Raw genomic sequence first — 13,104 nt, forward strand, 5'->3', positions numbered from 1 at the left:
CCCCGACGAACTCCGTCAGAGGCAAGGTTCCACATGGGTCAAATCTCAGTGACAATTCCGACTGCTGCCGGGTCAGTTCTCGGTGACATCCAACATTGAGTGGCTTAAAACACAAACAGCGTTCTTGCCCTCGATCTTGGAATACAACCAGTCTTTGCCCGCTGATGCCGAAAAAGATGTGAACCTCAAACAAGTCGTCTTCGTGCCTATCGGCTCCGATGGGTCGATATTCCACCCGGGTCTGAAGCGAGATGGTTTTTATCGAATAACTGGTGTTGATGGTGAAGACGACATCGAGGACTTCCATGTCGCGCTGATAGCACTTCAGTCGAGGGTTGTGCCTGCATGGCGCAGGCCAACGCCCAGCGGTTTCTGGACGCAGGTCAGAGCTGTCGACTGGCGGCGAATGACCATGAGCGAGCTGGAGGCGGAAGCGTCAGGGGCATCCGCGTAAGCGACTGAATTCCGGAAATTTAACTATCACCGAACCTGGCGATGCCTTTCGCCAGATCAATCAACCTGTGCGCTCAAAAAAGGAGAAGAGCATGAAATACGTCAATCTGAACCCGCTAATTGTTTCGAAATTAAAGGGCAAAATTCCCTCTACGACGGAAATTCAGTTTGCTACGCGCTTGGGGCTCAACCTCAGCGACCAAGTGGCTATGCGATATGACGTTGTAAGATCGAAGAATCAACATCGCTTTCAAAGCCAAATTTTGCTGACACCACAAGTGGATCTGAATAAGCTCAAATTTTGGCTCGGAATTGAATACCTGAAAATAAAAGGTAAATATACCAACTGTATAGACTGGGAGGTCCTACAAGCAGAGATTGCGTTGTGTTCCGACGGAAGTTGCCGGATTGAAGATCATGGAAATGGTGAATTCCATATAATTTTTGATCACCCGACTCCTAAATGTGTTATCTGCACAATGCAAAAGCTTCATGCTTGGCCCGAAGTGCATACGGAGGGGGAAATTTACAGTATCAAGATCGCAATGCAGGTGGTCAGCCAAAGTGTAGAATCTGAACTGTGTCACTGGCAGGTGGTTGATCTGCTATGGAGACATTTCCTTCCGCCATCTGAAGTTTGGAACGTTCAGGAAGGTCTTCCATACTCTCTGAACTCCGATGGCGACGATGGTTCAGGGGATATTTATTCCCCGCAAGGTGGTGCTATTGCACGTGGTGAGCTCTGGATGAATCGTCATATAGATGATATTTGGAGATCATACGGAATTCGATATCCAAAATCTTCGAGATTTCTTGAGTATTTGGAGCCATCCAGCTACGTGCAGGCCCAGGCAGATGGGGCTATTTTCTTTGGTGGCCCTGAGGAGGAAATATATTTCTTCGTCAGTAACCATGCATTCCCGAGTTGTGGTCGAGGTGACGAACGCGCTAGTGGTCGTGGCACCGAAACATATTTGCCAAGCATTGTGGTGTCCATCCGCGGTGATGAGTTGCGCCACAACAATCTTACCAATTGCTATGCGATTGGTGACGGCCTGCGTCAAATTGGCCGGAAATACCTCAAGTTCTGGCTACCCGTCCTTAACGTTACCGGCGGTTGCCTAATCACATCGGCTGAACTCGAAAGGTTCCGGAATGGCGGATGCTTCGCTGCTCGTCAGGCTGCATTGGCCAAGCGGGAGAAGGATGCATATCTCAATCCTCGCGCGCTAGGTCGCAGGAAGCGGACAGGCTGGAAGCGAACTGCGAACGAAGACTTCGAAGGTCTGACGCCATTTGCGGAGCTAAATGAGCGGGTTGCCGCTGCAGTGAGAAACGCAGCGAAAACATGGGCGTATCTGAGGTAGGCCGATAACAGGTTGGGGTGCTCACGGCGTTCGTCATGTTGGACGATGCAGGCGTGGGCATCCCCAATTTTTTCAAATGGTTATTGGCCGATAGCAGCAGACTTCGAAACGTAGTCTTTCTCAATTGGAGTTCATCCGTGGGTTCGCGGGGGGGGGGGCTACGCGACGAACTGAAACTCCACCCGAGTGGGGTTCGCGAAGATGGCTTTCTCGCTCCTCCGCTTCCAACGGTTATAGAGTGTCTTGTGTGACCCATACTCGCGCGGCGCGTCCCGCCATCACAAGCCATTGCGATTGATGAAGATAATCCCGCTCAGAACGCGCCGATCATCGACACGAGGCTTGCCATGGGACTTCAGAAAATAGGGCTCCAGACGCGCCATCTGCGCATCGCTCAGCCAGAAGAGATCAGACATATCACCGCTCTGTTTTCGTGCGGTGAATCACGACCGCACAAACAGATCAATGGGTCTTGAGCCTAACATGTGTCCCGCTTGCAGAGCGGAAACCTCGTGTGCTTGGGCAAAGGGTCGTGCAGTCGGCCCGTAGACAGACTCGGTAAATTCGCGGCGCTCGAACGCGTCCGGCTCGTTGAGAGCTGGGATGTGCCGCATCAGGTCTGCTCGCGCGGCAGTCCCAATAGTCTTCAGGGCGTTTGGCCCAGGATAGAAACTCTCGCTCGGGGTGCCCTCGGCGATAACGATCTGGTGTCGCTCGAAAAGCAGGTGAACGTAGGTCACGTCGCGCTTGCCGTGGGCAACCCGCACACCGCGTGTTTCGCGCGCGAGATGTATCGCCCGGACAAGGTGGTCAGGTCCGAGCATCATCCCGTGTTGGCGTGAGACCAGCAAGTCGCGCTCGTTTCCGAGAACTCCTTCTTTAATAAGGATCGGTCGCAGCTTTTCGTTTTCGCGCAGCGCCCTCGCGTTAACGTGAGACATGCCGATCCAGAGCAAGGGCTGCGGTCCGTGGTCGAGCGTCGTGACAAGTTCGCCCGGTTTGAGTGTTTCGATTGGCACGTCGCCACGTGGGGTCAAGATTTGCGTCCCCTTTGCGAAGCAAACGATTCCGGTATTGTCATAAGAATAGCTTGACGCCGTCGCGCCCTGCATGGTCAACGAGTTAAAGCCGAACTGCGTTTTGTCTGAATAATCGACGGCTTTGCCTTCGTCGTCGAAGGCGTTCGATTGGTTCAGGATGCCATCGTCCGCTTGGTCTGCGCGGAGTTCGTCGAGGCTATCGTAGTAGCCGGACAAGTCGATAAAATCGTTGTTCGTCTGGTCGCCGTCGCCGAGCGCACCGGTATTACCAAAATTGAAATCGGTTATCGTGTTGTTGCCGTCCGAGACGATAAAGATGTCGTTGCCGTCGCCGCCGGTCAGGCTGTCGTCGCCGACACCGCCATCGATCTGGTCTGAGCCGGAGCCGCCGATGATTGTGTCGTTGCCGTCGCCGCCAATCAGTGTGTCATCGCCGGTGCCGCCGCTCAGCGAATCATTGCCGCCCTCGCCATAAAGAAGGTCGTTGCCGACACCGCCGTCGATGACATCGTCGAAGCCCGGCGTGGCTACCTCTGAAAATACGGCAATGACGGTTGCCAAATCTGGGTCAACCGTCACCGTGTGAAGCGCGTCGTCCTTGCCGATATAGCTATAGGTGAAGGTGCCGTCGCCGTTGTCGACCTCGGATTCGACGCCCATCATGTAGATGATGTCGTTGGAGCGCTCGTTGCCGATGAGGATGTCAAAATCGTCGTCGAACGTCGACAGGTCGATCCGGATGACGTCGTCTTCGCCGTCATCGTCGCCCAGCTCACGTATTTCAAGAAGCGTAAGCGCCTCGGTTGCGGTGTCGGTAATGGTCAGGTCGTTGGCAAGGCTTTCGTTGCCAAGGTCACTGATGAGAAAGACCGCTCTGCCCGATCCGTCGATATCGCCATCGGTTATGTCCGCTGTCAGAAGCTCTGCACCCGCCGCTGGTCCGGGTGGAGGGATGGCGCTGTCGCCATATACCGTATCGTCGCCAGCCCCGGCATTGATCGTATCGGCCCCGCCCAGGCCATAGATGAGATCGCCATCTCCTCCGGGCCCGGTTCCCCAGCCATTATCGACCTTGTCGCCTTCCGGGTCGCCCGTATACGCCGCATCGATGGAGTCATCCGACTCGGTGCCACTGACAATACCGTCTCCGGGAGCTTCTATCGTCCCCGGCGACGAGGTCCTCGTCGTAGAATAGGACGCTCCGTCGTCCGAGCTGGCGAGCGACTGTTCCCCGCCGGAATGCTCACCGATCTGCGTCGCCGATTGGCCGTTCGCGGGCCCCTCAACGGCGGTGATTGGGTCCTTGAAGGCAATGAATTGGACGACGGTGCCGGTGCCGTCAACAAGCGACACGGCTTCATTGTTGTGGAGATCAATCCAGTTTCCGATCGCATCGTCGAAAAGATACACATCCCGACCAGCAATCGTCTGAGACGGAGTGCCGAAGGTGAATGTCTCGATGATCTTGCCATCGGTGTCGTAAATGACGAGCGTATATCCCGAAACATCAGTTCCGGCGGGCACGACGACCTCGACAAAGTTCGAGCCAGCCCCGCCGTCGTAGTCGACCTCTGAGATATAGCCGGTCATCGCGGTCCTCGTGCGACAACGGCGGCACGTTCACAAGATGGCTCAGCTTGCCGGAGACGGGGCGCATTGAGCTGATTTGGCCGGTTATGGAAAACTGAGATCTCGTCGGCCGTGTCTCTGCGCCACACAGTCGGGAAGGCTTGGGGTGTTGTTGGCGAACCGGTGAGCGTCCGGCGGAAGGTTACGTTCGGAAAAAATGGTACGAGGTCGCGCTGGTTACCGATGCGTTTCGCCGCCATCCGGGTGTGGGCAAAAGAAACCAAAACTCGGACCTGAGCGATCCGGAGCGCGTCTGGCCCGACCGTGATATCCGTGGGAATGCAGGACATGTCCATGATTACTCGAAGGTCCTCGAAAAGGTGCCCGTCTGCCAAACAGTCTGATCTGGCCATCTGTCCTGTCTCCAGCTCTGCCGACCAACAAGTGAAACATCGCTCATGCCGTGACTGCCAATGATTGTGAAGGTGGTCGCTTTTCCGAGATCGACAGCCCGCCGGTGTCGCAATTGATGTCCACCAAAAGGGTTAAAATCCCACGGACATCGAGCGCATGCCCCCCCCGCCGCTTCCGAAATGCCAGACCAAAAGGCCGGGCTGATCCAGTTCGATATTTTTTTAAACTTGGCCATCTCGGCCCCCGACAGTTACTTCGGGCCGCTTCTATGGCGCAGGAAAGTGGTAACATTGCGCTGAAATATGGAGTTTTTTAGAGCAGGCCCTGTCGTCGCCCGAGGCATTCGTAATGAATGTGTTTCTGCGCAATAAACTTCCAATGAAAGCGGAGAAGATCTTGTGAATAACTTCGAACTCCAAAGTCTGGATCGGAACGAGAGTGTGTCGGAACCTTACGAGAGTGAATTTCGAGGAGCATAAAGCTACTGTTCGGGAACATTGGTCAACGATATTGGCTCAACCGAAGCGAGCTTGAAGGCCAGTGTCCGCTACCACCGGTGACGCTGGACCTCTTCGCACCTGCGGAGAAGGTCCGCTTTCCGCCCATTCTGTTGAAAAAACTCAGTATGTCGCTTGGAACGACCAAGAAGCCGGGAAATCATCCCGGGAAAGCGCCCATCTGGAAACATGCGGAGAACCCTGACGAAAGTTCAGGTCGTTCTGGCGCACTCCAACGAGGATATTATGGCGATGGCGGATCAAGGGGTCGTTCTGAAGAGCACTTTAACCTGTCCCGAGTGCGGGCACGTCGAGACCGAGACGATGCCGACCGACGCTTGTCAGTGGTTCTACGAGTGCAATTCCTGCGGTGCCGGTTTGAAGCCGAAGGAAGGGAATTGTTGCGTGTTCTGCTCTTACGCGACGGTTCCATGTCCGCCGATACAAAAGGGTGGAAGTTGCTGTCGTTAATTGATCACTGATCCTCTGCTTCCTTCGCGGCTTCGGCATTCTCGACAGCCCAGGCACCTGCAGCTTCGACGGCCACCGGCGATGCTGTCGGAACAACACCGAGGTAGCTATCTGTTTCCCCTGCGGGGGCGGTTGGCCGCTGGGTCATACGATACAAGGCGTAGAACGCAATTGCTGCGAAGGTCACACCGAGTGCGAGCCAGAACGCGAAGGCTCCGAATGTTTCCATTGCCCACCCGGTAGCGATTGGACCAAGGATTGCACCAATCCCGAAAGTCAGGACCAGACCGCCTGACGCTGCAGGCATGTCTTCTGCTGGCAAGGCGTCATTAGTGTATGCGAGAAACAGGGCGTAAAGCGGGGTCGTTACACCCCCTGCGAAGAACGCAACTGACATCAGAGCCCAAAGCTTGGATCCAACGAGAAAACCCAGTCCGCAAGAAAAGGCACCCAAGGCGGAAGCTCCAAATATCAGCCACCGCCGATCCATGCGATCTGACAGCCATCCGATCGGATATTGCAGGGCCAGAGCACCGGCGAAGAGCATTGCGACAAACAGCGAAATCTGCGCTGCGCTCATGTCGATCTCTGTCCCGAAAACGGCGCCCATGCCAGACTGGGTCGCGTAGACGCCGCCTAAAAGGAAGATCCCGATCGTGCCGAGCGGCGAACCGCGGAACAGGTCTCGCAATTTCATCGGACGCGTGACCGCCGCGGCAGGAACTGGGGTTGCTGACAAGAGAATGGGCGCGAAGGAAACCGAAACCAATATGGAGGCTCCGATGAACAGCACGGATGTAGCAGCATCTCCGAGGTTCAGAAGGCCCTGAGCGCCGATTATTCCAAGAGTTTGCGCCAGCATATAGGCGGCCAGCACCTGACCGCGTGTCTCATTCGTGGACGCATCGTTCAGCCAGCTTTCGGCGGTTACGTAAATACCCGACATGCAGAAACCGATCAGAATGCGCAGCAATGTCCAGGACCACGGCTCAGTCAGAAGCGGCAAGGCGACCAAGCCCGCGGACATGAAGCTTCCAAGAGCCGCGAAAACCCGCACATGCCCGACCCGGCGGATCATGATCGGACTCTGTCGAGCACCCAGCAGGAAGCCTGCAAAATAACCTGAGGTGACGACTGCAAGCTCGGTGGATGAGAACCCTTCAAGCCCGCCTCTCAGGCCAATCAGTGTGAAGTGCATGCCGTTTCCCAGCATGATCAGCACGATGCCCAGAAGGAGTGCCCAAATGTTGAGAAGAACTCGAAACATGCTTTGTGTCCTTGTACTATGTGACAATGGCGTTAGCGGTGCTTAAAGTTCAATTCGGGGCTGGCGCCCATACGTATCTATCTCAGCTGTAGCCATCTCAGCTGTAGCCATCGACTTCCGATAATCCGCTTTTGTATGAGTGGCTTCTCCAGCTTCTCGTAAACATTCCATCGTTTGGAAATGACAGCTGTGGCGACTTGCCTCTTTAGTAATCATCGCGATGCTTAGCTGCTCATTGAAATTGCTGTACAAAGAGAGTGTGGTCGAAAACCCATGCGACCCGCCCGGGTTTTCGCAAGTCGCTAAGCCTTCAGAATTTGCCCGCGAGAGCCGTTTTTTGTTTGGGGGGCTAGCCTGTAAATACGCCACAGGCGCGCTCTGTGTGGTGCGCTCTAAGCCGCTCGGCCCAGGCGCAGGAAAGGGCACGCCGAAGCCGACCCTCTCGCGCCCTAAACCTATCCAACATATCAGCATAGGTCCGCTGCTCCGCCGCGCAGATCGCCTTGAAGGGCTCCATAGCGGGCGCTGGCCCCTTCACGTTGATCTGGGTTTCGGAAGAGGCCGGGGCTGCGGCTGAGTTATCTGCTGCACTAGCATCCGTTTTCTGACGAGGCGACGTCGAGCGTGTCGTAAAAAGTCTGGATTACGCCGTTTGTGCTCGCCGAAAACACTCAACAGGTTCCTATATTCAGGTGAAGACTAAGCCCCGCGCCGTCCGCTTCACATCTTATAGAAGGCTCCCAAAATGGGAATTACCAAACTCTTCTTCTGTGCGTTCCTGTCCCGTCCCGGGCGCGCCCTCGACTATCCGGCACCCGCGCCAAAGGCGCAGACCGCACGGTCGTAAGCAAGCAGTCACAGATTGAGCCGGGACGCGGGTCGCCCCGGCTGACAACATCGGCCGACACGGTTGGGCAGGCCACTGTGCACGGCAGCGCCTGCCCAACCATTACGATCGGTTTATGCGTGCTGTGCGCTCACATGTCATTGAGCAGCTTTTCCATCTCAGGGTCATACCCTGCCATCAGGCACTCCCGCATGTCCGCATAGGTCCGCTGCTCCGCCGCGCAGATCGCTATGAAGGGCTCGACGATGGGGGCGGCCTATTTAAAGGCGTCGACATACGCTGCCGAGGGGTTTTCTTCGCAATACCGTTGAGCGGTCGAGATGACATCCCCGATATCGCCACCTCCGCCTGCCTCAACTCCTTTAGCGTATAGATACGCGATCATACTCGGCAGTAGGTCGCTCGCGGAGACGGCGCTACGGGCTCCGTGATTGCGCATGATGCGACCGGTGGCCCAATATGACGACGATATCTCGGAGCAAGTCATTCCGTTTAGGAAGGCGGAGATCGTGGTACCGACCTCAGTCGTCGTGGTCTCGTGAGCGACAGCTTTCTCGCCGATCAAGAGAACTGAAATCAAAATCGCGACAAGGCGGCGCATATCACATCGTCTCCCGATGCGAGGACGTTGGTAGGACCCAGTCTAAGCGAACAATCTGCATCCTTAAAAGCCGAAACGGTCACCGAAGAGCACAGAGCAAATGTCGCGGTATTGTATAGGTCAGGTCCCAAATCCAATTCGTAGTCGGCGGGCGCTCAGGGTATTTTCGGCTATGTGTCTTGGACCCGTCTGTTGGGCAGGGCTTTTGGCCGAGCTGTCAGAGCCAAGGCAGCTTCTTGAAGTCGCCACTACGCCAAGACATCGCTCTGGCAGGCGGCGCTATCGCTCGACACGGATGATGCGCTGGAACCGCGGCGGGTGTACTAAATCGGAGCCCCAGAGTGCGCCCGTGAGAGGCGCTTGCGTCATGGGGGGCATGCCGTAAAGGGTGCTCAAGTGCGTTGTGCGACGCTCCTGTGCGTCTTCGCGCATGGCTCAGGCGGAGACACGCGGAAGCCATCGGTTGCTGATGCAAGCACCAAATATTCTTGCGGCCTAATGCGTTCGGCTTGCCGGAGGATATAGGCCGAAGCATTCGAAATGAACAACGGGGCGCAAAGCGCGCCCCGCATTCATTAACGTTTGGGTAAGCCCCAGGTTTAGAGCATGGTCTGGTAAGAACTGGGCACATAGCGGAAACCCTCGCCACGCGTTTCCACATACCCAACCGCCGGAAACGGCATGTGGTAGCCGATGAACGGAAGCCGGTCCGTCGCAAGCATGTCGAGGACACGACGTCGCGTTGCAGCTGCAGCTGCTTTATCCCGGTCGAAGCGAACCTCCCAATCGGGATAAGCGAGCGACCAGACATAGTGGTTGGCAGTGTCAGCAATGAGCACCATCTGCTCGCCGCCGCTTTCGAGCATATAGATCATATGACCCGGGGAATGGCCGAATGCCGCCATGCCGGTGATGCCCGAAGCAACAGAACCGCCATCGCCAATGAAGGACATTTTGTCGGCAAGAGGCCGGACCTTGGCTTCGAAGGTGTCGTTGCCCGCTGATGCGGTGGCGTCGAACTCGATTTGACCGGTGACGTAGTTTGCGTTGGCAAAAGTCGGGGTCCCATCCTCTCCAGAGAGACCGCCGATGTGGTCGCCATGCATGTGGGTGATCACGACTGTATCGATATCGTCGGTCGAAAAGCCCGCGGCTTCAAGCGCTGCTCTGGTTCCTTCCGCGTTCAGACCGGCGTCGAATAGCACAACCTGCTCGCCAGTGTTGACGACAGTCGGGGTGAAGAAGAATTGCGTCTTGTCGTCGGGAATAAAGTTGTCGCGCGAAACTTGCGCAAACTCCTCTGCCGACACGTTCATGCCGAAAGTCTTCTGGGGCTCTTCCACGGTGCGCGTGCCCACCAGCAACGTAGAAACTTCGAAATCGCCGAGCTTGAAGGAGTATTTGTTCGCGTTCGGTGTCATCGCTTCGTGCCCAGCCGCAACCGCGGCGCTGGGGCGGGTGATGGCCGTAGCAGCAAACGGCAGGGCTGCGCCACCGGCAAGAGCGGCGCGTCGAGTCAAGTTCGGGGTAGTCGTCATCGCGGGTCTCTCCACAAGAAATGATTTTGAAAACTAGGCGGGAAGAAAACGTAATCCAGTTGCGCGCATAAGCTGTGTGGAAACGCTGATAAGTCGTTCGATCCATCGCGAAAGCCGACAATCATGATCCGTGAAAAAGGCCCGAAACTCGTCGCCTTAGGCAAGGGCCACCACGTGTTGGTCGATGGCCTGTGCCCCTCGGCGTGCCGCGCTCAGTGCCATTGGTGCCATAGGGACGGAGGTCGCGAAGTTCGCCTAGAAGCTTTGTGTGGCGCGCTCTAAGCCGCTCAGCCCAGAAGCTTCGAAGGGCGCGTCGATGCCGATCGTCGCGCCCCTCAACATGCTCAGATATCGTCGAGCAGCGTTTCCATCTCGGGATCATACCCGGCCATCAATCGATCGAGCATGTCGGCATACGTCCGCCGTTCTGTCGCACAAATCGCCTTGAAGCGCTCCATCACAGGCGCCGGTCCCTTCACGTTGATCTGGATTTCGGGAAAGGCTCGGCTCGCACCAGAAATCACGTTCCATGTCTCTGGCATGTATTCCGTCATGGCCGTGCTGATCAGCAGCTTCTCATCGATGCCGAGCGCGCGGGCGAGGGCAGAGGCCCGTTCAATCGGCAGGCGCATCTCTCCTGAGCGCAGCATGGAGATGACGTTGCCGCGGGGAAAGCGGACCTCCTCTGCGATCTCTCGTTGTGTCTTGCCGGAAGCGTCAATGGCGTCTGCGATCAGGCGGGCGGTGGGGCTGTGGTTCATGTCGATCCTCTGCATCTTTTGTGTTGATGCTTGATTATATGAGGATCGGGATCGATATTTTGGGGCGGAGCCGTGAAGCACAAAGTCCTAGGCTCAGGACCCATTGATCTGAGCCGAAGGGCATGATTCACCGCACGAAAACAGAGCGGTGATATGTCTGATTTCTTCTGGCTGAGCGATGCGCAGATGGCGCGTATGGAGCCCTACTTCCCGAAGTCCCATGGCAAGCCGCGCGTTGATGATCGGCGCGTGTTAAGTGGGATTATCTTCATAAATCGTAACGGCTTGCGGTGGCGCGATGCTCCTGCCGCATACGGCCCCTACAAGACGCTCTACAATCGTTGGAAGCGGTGGAGCGACAAGGGCATCTTCGCGAAGATGATGGCGGGACTGGTTGCCGAACACGGCGAGAAGAAGACCGTGATGATCGACGCCACCTACCTGAAGGCCCACCGCACGGCGTCCAGTCTGGGCGTCAAAACGTATGGCCCGCCCCGGTTGCAAGCGACGATTGGGTGACGGCGTAATCAGTCTGCACAAACGTATCCGGCATGTCGGCATGATTGCCGCCGCCAAGATGGAGATCCGCGCGTCCTGATCCTCATAAAGGGGTCGGCTTCTGAGAGCCATTTTTCGCCGGAGGTTTTCGGGACGCCGATCGACTGTCAGGCCATCTTCCTTTCACCACTCGCAGTTCATCACGTCGGGAGCTGTCCGGGCCCGACGCGTGTTCTTCAGATCGTCGCTCGCGGCGCTGAGTTGTAGGTCTGTCCGTGGCGCAGGAGCGCCCAGACAGTACGGGCCATCTTCGCGGCCAATGCCACGACCGCGACATTCGGATGCGCGCGGGCGAGAAGCCCACGCAGCCAGGCTCCAACTGCCGTGTCGCTTTTGGCCAGCGACGGCATGGCCGATCGCGCACCCTGAATCAGCATCTTGCGAAGATATCGACTTCCACGCTTCGTGATCCCCAAAAGTTTCGGTCTGCCCCCAGTGGAAGCCTGGCGGGGCACCAGACCCAACCAGGCAGCGAGGTCGCGTCCCTTGTCAAAAGTTGCTGCGTCACCGACTGCGGCGACCAATGCGGTGGCGTTCAGCGCACCGATGCCAGGAATGCTTGTCAGTCGGCGCGCCCGATCGTCGGTTCGGGCCATCGCTGCGAACTCGGCGTCGAAGGCGCCAATGCGACGATCCAGCTCCTCCCAACGCGCCCGCATATCTCCCAGCAGGAACACCATGCGCGGGCTTAGCGAGCCTGCTTCACAATTCAGCAGCTCGGCGAGTAGGAGGCGTAGCCGGGCATGGCTTTGCGCCACTACGTGACCACGCTCCAGCAGAAGACTCCTGATCTGGTTGGTCAGGGAGGTGCGATCGCCGACCAAACGGTCGCGCACCCGATGAAGCGTCTGTACGTCAAGTTGCTCTTCGCTCTTGAGTTCGACAAAGCGCATGGTCGGCCGGGTCGCCGCCTCTGCGATCGCTTCAGCATCGCGGTCATCGTTCTTCTGCGCTTTGACATAAGGTCGCACATACTCCGGCGACATCAATCGAACCTCATGCCCCAGCTCCGCCAGCGCCCGGCCCATGTGATGGGCTCCGCAGCACGCTTCCATCGCCATGGTGCATGGACGCAGCTTTGCGGCAAACGCGATCACCCCGTCGCGTCGCATCCGCCGCCGCACGATTACCGCACCGTTCGCGTCAAGGCCGACGATGCTGCAGCTGTTCTTGCCCAGGTCGATGCCGAGGATCACTATACTCATGGTTCGCTCCTTCCTCTCTTGAACACCGACACCCTACACGGGCGCCGGCAGGAGGGGCGGGCCATCCATAAAGGGGGGCGCGGTCGTCTGATCGGACGCACCAAGGGCGGCATGAATACGAAATTGCACGCCATCTGCGACAGCCAGGGACGCCCTCTCAACCTGTTCGTAACGGCAGGACAGGTCAGCGACTACATCGGTGCGCGCGCGCTTTGCGACAGTCTGCCGGATGTCGACTGGCTCCTCGGCGATCGCGGCTACGACGCCGATTGGTTTCGGGAAGCATTGCAAGACAAGGGGATACGCGCCTGCATCCCCGGCCGGAAACAACGAAAGACGTCGGTGAAATACGACAAGCGCCGATACAAGCGGCGCAATCGCATCGAAATCATGTTCGGCAGGCTCAAGGACTGGCGGCGGGTGGCAACGCGATACGACAGGTGCCCCAAGGTCTTCCTCTCGGCCATCGCTCTCGCCGCTATCGTCATCTACTGGCTATGAGTCCTGAGCCTAACT

The 13,104-nt window shown here is 57.1% G+C and carries 9 protein-coding genes and 2 pseudogenes; 4 read left to right on the forward strand and 7 right to left on the reverse strand.

Annotated elements, in window-relative coordinates; all coding sequences use genetic code 11:
- The coding region (locus BW990_RS22350; RefSeq protein ID WP_234990295.1) for a hypothetical protein at positions 1-307 on the reverse strand (307 nt) is incomplete at its 3' end.
- Between the two features lie 238 nt (positions 308-545).
- On the opposite strand from BW990_RS22350, the gene BW990_RS21590 reads away from it, so the two are divergent.
- Entirely contained in the window at positions 546-1,820 is a 1,275-nt protein-coding gene (locus BW990_RS21590; RefSeq protein ID WP_143526265.1) for a hypothetical protein, read from the forward strand.
- Between the two features lie 194 nt (positions 1,821-2,014).
- On the opposite strand, the pseudogene BW990_RS17545 reads toward BW990_RS21590, so the two are convergent.
- Both BW990_RS17545 and BW990_RS21595 read right to left on the reverse strand, forming a co-directional pair.
- Positions 2,015-2,236: pseudogene (locus tag BW990_RS17545) on the reverse strand (transposase); the annotation flags it as partial.
- Positions 2,237-2,263: 27 nt separating this feature from the next.
- The gene (locus BW990_RS21595; RefSeq protein ID WP_143526266.1) at positions 2,264-4,450 is read right to left on the reverse strand and encodes a Hint domain-containing protein; all 2,187 of its coding nucleotides are present in this window, start codon (positions 4,448-4,450) and stop codon (positions 2,264-2,266) included.
- Positions 4,451-5,592: 1,142 nt separating this feature from the next.
- On the opposite strand from BW990_RS21595, the gene BW990_RS22355 reads away from it, so the two are divergent.
- Complete coding sequence (locus BW990_RS22355) at positions 5,593-5,811, forward strand: GDCCVxC domain-containing (seleno)protein (RefSeq protein WP_076450250.1); 219 nt, start codon at positions 5,593-5,595, stop codon at positions 5,809-5,811.
- A gap of 4 nt (positions 5,812-5,815) precedes the next feature.
- On the opposite strand, the gene BW990_RS17570 is transcribed toward BW990_RS22355, so the two are convergent.
- From BW990_RS17570 to BW990_RS17585, 3 genes are all read right to left on the reverse strand, one after another.
- The gene (locus tag BW990_RS17570; protein WP_076450130.1) at positions 5,816-7,078 is read right to left on the reverse strand and encodes an MFS transporter; all 1,263 of its coding nucleotides are present in this window, start codon (positions 7,076-7,078) and stop codon (positions 5,816-5,818) included.
- 2,047 nt (positions 7,079-9,125) lie between these two features.
- Entirely contained in the window at positions 9,126-10,064 is a 939-nt protein-coding gene (locus BW990_RS17580; RefSeq protein ID WP_076450134.1) for an MBL fold metallo-hydrolase, read from the reverse strand.
- A gap of 344 nt (positions 10,065-10,408) precedes the next feature.
- Positions 10,409-10,825 carry a helix-turn-helix domain-containing protein gene (locus BW990_RS17585; protein WP_234990296.1) on the reverse strand — a complete coding sequence of 139 codons (417 nt, stop codon included), beginning with the start codon at positions 10,823-10,825 and terminating at the stop codon, positions 10,409-10,411.
- 153 nt (positions 10,826-10,978) lie between these two features.
- On the opposite strand from BW990_RS17585, the pseudogene BW990_RS17590 reads away from it, so the two are divergent.
- Positions 10,979-11,326: pseudogene (locus BW990_RS17590) on the forward strand (transposase); the annotation flags it as partial.
- Positions 11,327-11,559: 233 nt separating this feature from the next.
- Here the strand turns inward: BW990_RS17590 and BW990_RS17595 are convergent.
- A complete protein-coding gene (locus BW990_RS17595; protein WP_076450140.1) occupies positions 11,560-12,588 on the reverse strand; it encodes an IS110 family RNA-guided transposase in 1,029 nt (342 codons plus the stop codon).
- Positions 12,589-12,606: 18 nt separating this feature from the next.
- Between BW990_RS17595 and BW990_RS17600 the strand changes: the two genes are divergently transcribed.
- Positions 12,607-13,089: an IS5 family transposase gene (locus BW990_RS17600; RefSeq protein ID WP_076450142.1), complete on the forward strand. Its 483-nt coding sequence runs from the start codon at positions 12,607-12,609 to the stop codon at positions 13,087-13,089.
- Positions 13,090-13,104 lie beyond the last annotated feature (15 nt).

The organism is Roseivivax lentus (assembly GCF_900156805.1).
Classification (GTDB): domain Bacteria; phylum Pseudomonadota; class Alphaproteobacteria; order Rhodobacterales; family Rhodobacteraceae; genus Roseivivax; species Roseivivax lentus.

What these genes read in the sequence shown, in the direction of transcription:
- BW990_RS21590 (WP_143526265.1), top strand. Translation starts at nt 546, where the DNA reads ATGAAATACGTCAATCTGAACCCGCTAATTGTTTCGAAATTAAAGGGC.
- BW990_RS21595 (WP_143526266.1), bottom strand. Translation starts at nt 4,450, where the DNA reads ATGACCGGCTATATCTCAGAGGTCGACTACGACGGCGGGGCTGGCTCG.
- BW990_RS22355 (WP_076450250.1), top strand. Translation starts at nt 5,593, where the DNA reads ATGGCGGATCAAGGGGTCGTTCTGAAGAGCACTTTAACCTGTCCCGAG.
- BW990_RS17570 (WP_076450130.1), bottom strand. Translation starts at nt 7,078, where the DNA reads ATGTTTCGAGTTCTTCTCAACATTTGGGCACTCCTTCTGGGCATCGTG.
- BW990_RS17580 (WP_076450134.1), bottom strand. Translation starts at nt 10,064, where the DNA reads ATGACGACTACCCCGAACTTGACTCGACGCGCCGCTCTTGCCGGTGGC.
- BW990_RS17585 (WP_234990296.1), bottom strand. Translation starts at nt 10,825, where the DNA reads ATGAACCACAGCCCCACCGCCCGCCTGATCGCAGACGCCATTGACGCT.
- BW990_RS17595 (WP_076450140.1), bottom strand. Translation starts at nt 12,588, where the DNA reads ATGAGTATAGTGATCCTCGGCATCGACCTGGGCAAGAACAGCTGCAGC.